This is a genomic window from Streptacidiphilus anmyonensis (assembly GCF_000787855.1).
Classification (GTDB): domain Bacteria; phylum Actinomycetota; class Actinomycetes; order Streptomycetales; family Streptomycetaceae; genus Streptacidiphilus; species Streptacidiphilus anmyonensis.
On sequence record NZ_BBPQ01000021.1, the window covers coordinates 98778 to 105971 of the forward strand.

6 protein-coding genes are annotated in these 7194 nt (G+C 71.9%); 1 reads left to right on the plus strand and 5 read right to left on the minus strand.

All coding sequences use genetic code 11. The features are described 5' to 3' along the window. Positions 1–44 precede the first annotated feature (44 nt). The 5 genes from TR50_RS20070 to TR50_RS20090 all read right to left on the minus strand — a co-directional run bounded on the left by TR50_RS20070 (position 45) and on the right by TR50_RS20090 (position 5971). Entirely contained in the window at positions 45–1613 is a 1569-nt protein-coding gene (locus TR50_RS20070; RefSeq protein ID WP_042423021.1) for a Na+/H+ antiporter, read from the minus strand. Between the two features lie 352 nt (positions 1614–1965). Further along, positions 1966–2946, minus strand: coding sequence for a serine hydrolase (locus TR50_RS20075; RefSeq protein ID WP_063775108.1), 981 nt, complete (start codon positions 2944–2946; stop codon positions 1966–1968). A gap of 133 nt (positions 2947–3079) precedes the next feature. Then, complete coding sequence (locus TR50_RS20080) at positions 3080–4906, minus strand: ABC transporter ATP-binding protein (RefSeq protein WP_042423146.1); 1827 nt, start codon at positions 4904–4906, stop codon at positions 3080–3082. Between the two features lie 73 nt (positions 4907–4979). Further along, positions 4980–5303 carry a DUF1330 domain-containing protein gene (locus tag TR50_RS20085; RefSeq protein WP_042423024.1) on the minus strand — a complete coding sequence of 108 codons (324 nt, stop codon included), beginning with the start codon at positions 5301–5303 and terminating at the stop codon, positions 4980–4982. 113 nt (positions 5304–5416) lie between these two features. Further along, on the minus strand, positions 5417–5971 hold the full coding sequence (locus tag TR50_RS20090) for a MarR family winged helix-turn-helix transcriptional regulator (RefSeq protein WP_084700600.1): 555 nt from the start codon (positions 5969–5971) through the stop codon (positions 5417–5419). 194 nt (positions 5972–6165) lie between these two features. On the opposite strand from TR50_RS20090, the gene TR50_RS20095 reads away from it, so the two are divergent. Continuing rightward, positions 6166–7194: alkene reductase (locus tag TR50_RS20095; RefSeq protein ID WP_042423027.1), on the plus strand; the 1029-nt coding region annotated here is incomplete at its 3' end.

Below are 7194 nucleotides of genomic sequence, written 5' to 3' on the forward strand. Positions count from 1 at the left end.
GCGAAAGCCGGACGAGGCGCTGGCGCAGTGGGCGTGCCCAGGACTCACTCCTCCTCGACGATGCCGGTCTCCTCCAGGTCCAGCGCGCGCTGGAGCCGCCGCCTGGTCCCGTCGGTGATGCGGCGCTCCTCGTAGAGCCGGGCCAGCTCCGCCGACTCGGCGCGGATCAGCTCGTGCCGCAGGTCCCGATGGGCGGCCATGAGCGTGGAGTCGGCGTCGAGTTCCTCGTCCAGCAGCGCCCTGGCGTGGTCCAGGCGGGCCTGGAGGCTGCGGCGCAGCTGCTCGACGACGACCTCCGGCGCGGCCTCGACGTCGGCGACCTGCTCGAGCCGGGCCAGACCCGCGCGGGCGAGGCGGTCGCGCGCCTCGGCCTCCTCGCGGGCGGTCGCCGCCGGCTCCAGCGCGATGCGCGAGGCGCGCACGACCGGGGCGAGCGTGAAGCCTTGGAGCACCAGCGTCAGCACCACCACCCCGGTGGTCAGCACCAGCACCAGCGAGCGGTGCGGCAGAGGCTGCCCGTCGTCCGCGACCAGCGGGATCGAGAGGGCGGCCGCCAGCGGCATGACGCCGCGCGTCCCCGCCCAGGAGATGACGGCCGGCACCCGCCACGAGACCGCGGCGACGCCGCGACGCCGCTGCATGGCCGCCGACATCGGGAAGACCCAGAGCATCCGGGTGGCGATCAGCAGCGCCGCGATGGCCACCACGACGAGCGGCCAGGTCATCGCGTCCGCGCCCAGGCCGTGGATGAGCGACGGCAGTTCCAGCCCGATGACGGCGAAGACGACGCTCTCCAGCAGGAAGACGACGGTCTGGTAGACGGCGTGCACCTGGAGCCGGATGCGGGCGCCGGTCAGGCGGTGGCCCATCGAGCCCAGCGTCACGCCCGCCACCACGACGGCGGTGACGCCGGAGGTGTGCGCGTCCTCGGCCAGCACGTAGGCGGCGTAGGGGGTGACCAGCGCGATCACCGTCTCCAGGACCGGGTCCTCGGTGCGCTTGCGGATCTGCGCGACCGCGAGCGCGACCAGCCACCCGACGACCGCGCCGCCGCCGCCCAGCAGCGCGAACTCGCCCGCCGCGCGCGGCAGGGAGAAGGCTCCGCCCGCCACGGCCGTGCCGACCGCGACCTTGAACAGCACCAGGCTGGTCGCGTCGTTGAACAGGCTCTCGGCCTGCACCATGACCTGGATCCGCGGCGGCAGCGAGAGCCTGCGTCCCAGCGCGGTCACCGCGACGGGGTCGGTGCTGGCCAGCACCGCGCCGAGCACGAAGGCCATGGGCGCGGAGAGCGGGGTCAGCGCGCCCGCGAGCAGGCCCACGGCCCCGGCCGAGGCCAGCACCAGTCCGAAGGCGAGCAGCGCCACCGGCCGCCAGACCAGCCGCAAGTCGCGCACGGATATCTCCTCGGCGGAGGCGTAGAGCAGCGGCGGCAGCACGCCGATGCTGATGACCTGCGGCGGCACGTGCAGATCGGGGGTGAAGGGCAGTGCGCCGATCACGACGCCCGCGACCACGAGCAGCGAGGGCGCGGGCAGACTCCATCGCCTGGCCCCGGTGGCCACCAGGGTGGCCAGGGCCACCAGCAGCAGAATGGCGGTCAGATCGGTCATCGGCGCGGGGCTTCCGGTCTCTCGTGCGGCAACAGACGGGTCCCGGGGCGTCTCGGCCCCGGCTCGCCGACCAGGCTTCCCGGCTCACCTCGCGCGGGTCCGGCGCGCTGGCGCGCACGGACTCCGTAAAGATCCTGTCAAGACGGGGCGGTCGAACGCAAGCCCGAACGGGTGAGAGCGTCGGCAGAGCTCCCGTCGAGGACCCGCAGAGCACCGGAGGGGCCGCTGACGCGGGCCGGTGACGCCGGCCGCGCCGCGCAGCGGACCGCCCCCGGCGCAGCGGCGCCGGGGGCGGTGGTGACGGGGTCTCAGCGGAGTCCGTCGGGTGCATCGCACGGGTCGGGTCCTCGGGTCAGCCCTTGACCGACCCGTACGGCGCCGAGCCGTCTCCGGTCGCGACGCGCGGAGCGTCGGAGCCCGGCTGTGCGAGCGGCTGCTCCATCGCCCGGCGAGGCGACGGGGCTCCGCCCGCCGTGCTGGAGATGTCCCCCAGGTCGTGGTGGACCTGGAGCGCGACGCGCTCGATGGTCGTGATCCCGTACTCCATGGTCGACTGGTTGTCGGTCAGCACGACCATGCGGTAGTCACGGCCGCCGCCGTTGAAGATGCCCAGGCTGTTCACGCGCCAGCCGAGGGTGGCGCGCGGCAGCCAGCCGTTCTTGACGTGGGCCGTGACGCCCTTCGGGGTCCCGTAGGGCGTGCCCCAGCGCTGGTCGCTCTCGACGCTCGCCATCAGGCTCTGCGCGAAGGCCTTGCCGTTGGCGGTGAGCACGTCCGTGCGGTCGGTCAGCGCGTCGAGCAGCATCATCTCGTCGTGGGCGGTGATCTGGGTCAGGCCCCAGTAGCCGCCCGGCCCGAGGACCGTGTGGGTCATGCCCACCTTCTTGAGGAAGGCGTTGATCTCGGAACGGCCCAGGTAGTTCCACAGGTTGGTGGCGGCCTGGTTGTCCGAGTTCTGGATCATCGGGCGCAGGTTGCTGAGCTCGTACTCGTTGAGGTACTTGCCCTTCTCCTTCCACAGCACCGTCCCCATGATCGCCGCCTTGACGACGCTCGCTGAGTCGAAGTGGTAGGTGGCGTGCAGGGAGCAGGAGACCCCCGTGTGCGGATCCCACACGTCCAGCGCGTAGGTGTCCGTGCGGCCGTGCAGCGCTGACGTGATGTCACGCGAGAGCTTGGCCGCGAGCGAGGGGTGGCTGGTGGAGGTGCAGACGGGGGTGGTCGCCGCGGCGGCCGGCTGGGCGAGGCCCAGCGGGGCCAGGGTGGCGACGGCGACGGCGCCGAGCCCCCCGGCCAGCGCGCGCTTCGCGCGCGCCTTGAAGGATGATGCCACCGAAATGGATCCTTCCGACGTCGGAACAGGTCGCATGTGCTAGACGAGTGTGCGAGTTGACGCCTCGTCTACACAGCAGACTTTCCGAAAGTCGGATCGGGTTGCAGCAAAGTTGCACCGAAAAGGGTAACGATCAGGTGATGAGCTCCGGCTCGGGCTGATGACCGGTGCCGTCCCTGGCCACCAGCGCCGCGTAGTGCCCGCCGAGGGCCAGCAGCTTCTCGTGCGTGCCGCGTTCGACGATCCGGCCCGCGTCGAGCACCACGATCTCGTCGGCGTCGCGGACGGTGGAGAGCCGGTGCGCGATGGTGATGGTGGTCCGGCCGGCGGTGAGGTGGTCCAGCGCCTGCTGGACGGCCTGCTCGGTCTGGGTGTCCAGCGCGCTCGTCGCCTCGTCCAGGACCAGGACCGGCGGATCGCGCAGGATGGTCCGGGCGATGGCCAGGCGCTGCTTCTCGCCGCCGGAGAAGCGGTAGCCGCGCTCGCCGACCAGCGTCGCGTAGCCGTCCGGCAGTGAGGCGATGTGGTCGTGGATCTGCGCGGCGCGCGCCGCCGCCTCCAGTTCCGCGTCGGTCGCGTCGGGCTTGGCGAAGCGCAGGTTCTCTGCGACGGAGGCGTGGAACAGGTAGGTCTCCTGGGAGACCACGCCGACCGCGTCCGCGAGCGCCGCGAAGCTGAGGTCGCGCACGTCCGTCCCGTCGATGGTGACCCGGCCCTGCGTCACGTCGTACAGGCGCGGCACCAGGTAGCTGAGCGTGGTCTTGCCCGAGCCCGTCTCGCCGACCACGGCGAGGCTGCCGCCGGGCGGGACGGTCAGGTCGACGTCCTCGAGCGTCGGGCGCTCCTGCCGGCTCTCGTAGCGGAACCCCACGCCCTCGAAGCGCACCTCGCCGCGGGCGCGACCGGCCGGGGTGAGCGCGTCCGGGCGCTCGGTGATGTCCGGCACCAGGTCCAGGTACTCGAAGATGCGCTGGAACAGCGCCAGCGAGACCTGCACGGCGACGCCGACCTGGAGCAGCGAGACCGCCGGTCGGAACAGGCTCTGCTGGAGGGAGGTGAACGCGACCAGCGTGCCGAGCGAGATCGCGGCGCCGTGCGCGCCGGCGAGCCCCGCCGCCCAGTAGATGACGGCCGGCATCGCGGCCATGACGATCTGGATCGTCGACTGCCGCCAGCGCCCGGCCATGTCGGCGCGCACCTCGAGGTCGGCCAGCGAGGCCGACTCGCGGGCGAAGTCCTGGCTGAGGGCGCGCGAGCGCCCCATCGTGCGGCCCAGCAGGATGCCGGAGACCGACAGCGACTCCTGCATGATCGAGGAGATCGACGCGAGCTGCCGCTGCCGGTCGCCCGCTATCCGCCGCCGCTCGTTGCCGACCCGGCGGCTGATCCAGACGAACACCGGCAGCAGACACAGCGAGACGATCGTCAGCTGCCAGTCCAGCGCCGCCATGGCGATGACGGTCGCGACGACCGACGTCGAGTTGGAGACCAGGGAAGTGGCCGTGGAGGTGACCGTGGCCTGCATTCCGCCGATGTCGTTGGCGATCCGCGACTGCACCTCGCCGGTGCGGGTGCGGGTGAAGAACGCCAACGGCATCCGCTGCAGGTGCGCGTAGACGGCGGTGCGCAGGTCGTGCATGACGTGCTGGCCGACGCTGGTGGACAGGTACGTCTGCCAGACGTTGAACACCGAGTTCGCGACGGCCACAGCGATCATGCCGGCGGCCAGCAGGGTCAGCAGACCCGTGCGCCGCTCGGGGATCGCCACGTCCAGGATCGCCCGCAGCAGGAACGGCGAGGCGACCGACACCAGGGACGACAGGCCCACCAGCACCGCGACCACGGTGAGCCGCCCCCGGTAGGCACGGAACAGCCGCAGGATGCGTCGCAGCTGCCTCGGCGGCCGTGGCGCGTCGGGATCGCGCGGCGGGGGAGTCCAGCCGGGACCGGGAGGTTTCATGCCGTCGAGCATAGCTCATTATTGCTGTCGCTAATAGTGAGTTTTGCTCAGTACATTGCCTCGGGGGCATCGCTCAGTGCCGCAGGCTGTCCGCGCCCCGGTAGCCCTGCGGGACGCCCGGGACCAGGATCACGTCGGCGACCATGTGGCGGGTGCGCAGCTCCAGGATGTCGCGGTAGACGGGGGAGTCGTACCAGGCCCGGGCCCGCTCGATGTCGGGGAACTCGATCAGGATCAGGTCGCCGACCCAGCTGCCCTCCCGGGCCTCGGCCGGGTTCCCGTGGATCAGGAACCGGCCGCCGAAGGGGTCGAGGGTGGCGTCGATCCGCTCCAGGTACTCGACGATGTCCGGGCCGAACTCGACGGAGTGGACGTGGGCCATGGCGTAGGCGGTCATCTCGCTGCTCCTCAGCGCTCTGCGGTGCTCCGGCTTCCCGGTGCCCCGGCTTCGATGACTCCACCCTCGCGGACGGCGCGCGACGGCGAATCCGTCGTGCTTAGGTACTGCCCTCAGGCTGGATCGGCATCCGCCTCGGCGTCGGCCTCGGCCTCGGCCTCGGCGAGGTTGTGCTCCAGGCGCTCCAGCGTGCGCAGCGCGTCGGCGCGCTCCTCGGGGGTCAGGTCCGCGGTGACGAGGTCCTCGAGCCTGCTCCAGCTCTGTTCGACCTCGCGGCGCAGGGCGTGGCTGGCCGCGGTGGGCTCGATGAGGGAGGCGCGCCCGTCGGTGGGGTCCGGGTGGCGGCGGACGAAGCCCGCCTGCTCCAGGCGCCGGACCGTGCGCGTCATGGTGGCGGCGTCGGAGTCCAGCAGTCGGACCAGGTCAGTCTGGCGCTGCGGCCCGAGCTCCCACAGGTGCATCATGACCAGCTCCTGTCCGGGGTGCAGGCCGATGCGGCGCAGGAGTTGGCCGGCGTGCATGCGGTGCAGCCGGGCGAGGCGGAAGATCGCGTGGCTGATGGGCCCGCCGCCGGCCGCGGCCGGCACCGGAACGCTGGCGCTCAGCCCGCGTCCTGCCGGACCGTCTTCCGCCGGGCCGTCTGCGGCAGCCGGTGTGGACTGGGTCATCTCCGCCTCTGCTCCGTTTTCCTGATCGGTCAATTAAATCTACCGCGTTGTGGGGGGTTGCTGCCGTCACACCTGCGCGTTTCTGCAAACATGCACGTCAATGTGCGTGACACAGGTCACATCGCGCCTCAGGAATGGCCCGCGAGGATTTACTTGTTCGGACAGGCATCCGTTCCATGCTTGAGGGAGAGATCATGACTACTGCGTTCGATCCGATCGTCGTCGGCGGCAAGCCCCTGGCCAGCCGGATCGCGATGGCGCCGATGACCCGCAGCCGCGCCTACGGGCCCGGGGCGGAGCCGACGGAGCTGATGGCGACGTACTACGCCCAGCGCGCCGGGGCCGGGCTGATCGTCACGGAGGGCATCCAGCCCTCGGTGGTCGGGCAGGGCTACCCCGACACCCCCGGGCTGCACACGGCCGGGCAGGTGGCGGCCTGGCGACAGGTGACCGACGCGGTGCACCGCGAGGGCGGGGTGATCTTCGCGCAGCTGATGCACACCGGCCGGATCGGCCACCCGAGCCTGCTGCCCGAGGGCCTGACGCCGGTGGGGCCGTCGGCCGTGGCCGCCCAGGGCCAGGTCTTCACCCACGAGGGACCGAAGGACTTCGTGACGCCGAAGGAGCTGAGCGAGGCGGAGATCCGGCAGACCATCACCGACTTCGTCGCCGCCGCCCGTGGCGCCGTCGAGGCCGGCTTCGACGGGGTGGAGATCCACGGCGCCAACGGCTACCTGATCCACCAGTTACTCGCACCGAACTCGAACCGGCGCGCCGACGCGTGGGGCGGTGACGTGGAGGGCCGGATCCGGTTCGCCGTCGAGGTCACCACGGCCGTGGCCGAGGCGATCGGCAGCGACCGCGTGGGCCTGCGGATCTCGCCCGGCAACCCGTTCAACGACATCGCCGAGGACGCCCCCGCCGAGGTGTACGAGGCGCTGCTGGCGCAGCTCGCCGACCTGGACCTGGCCTACCTGCACCTGTTGGAGGGCCCGGACCGCGAGCTGACCGCGCGGCTGCGCAAGGCGTGGTCCGGGCCGTTCGTCCTCAACCCCTTCACCCACCCCGAGGCCACCGGCCCCGACGCGCTGAAGCTGGTCGAGGACGGCACCGCCGACATGATCGCCTACGGGGCGCTGTTCCTGGCCAACCCGGACCTGCCGGCCCGCCTGGCCGCAGGCGGGCCGTTCAACACCCCGGACGCGGCCACCTTCTACGGCGGC

What these genes read in the sequence shown, in the direction of transcription:
- TR50_RS20070 (WP_042423021.1), bottom strand. Translation starts at nt 1,613, where the DNA reads ATGACCGATCTGACCGCCATTCTGCTGCTGGTGGCCCTGGCCACCCTG.
- TR50_RS20080 (WP_042423146.1), bottom strand. Translation starts at nt 4,906, where the DNA reads ATGAAACCTCCCGGTCCCGGCTGGACTCCCCCGCCGCGCGATCCCGAC.
- TR50_RS20085 (WP_042423024.1), bottom strand. Translation starts at nt 5,303, where the DNA reads ATGACCGCCTACGCCATGGCCCACGTCCACTCCGTCGAGTTCGGCCCG.
- TR50_RS20090 (WP_084700600.1), bottom strand. Translation starts at nt 5,971, where the DNA reads ATGACCCAGTCCACACCGGCTGCCGCAGACGGCCCGGCGGAAGACGGT.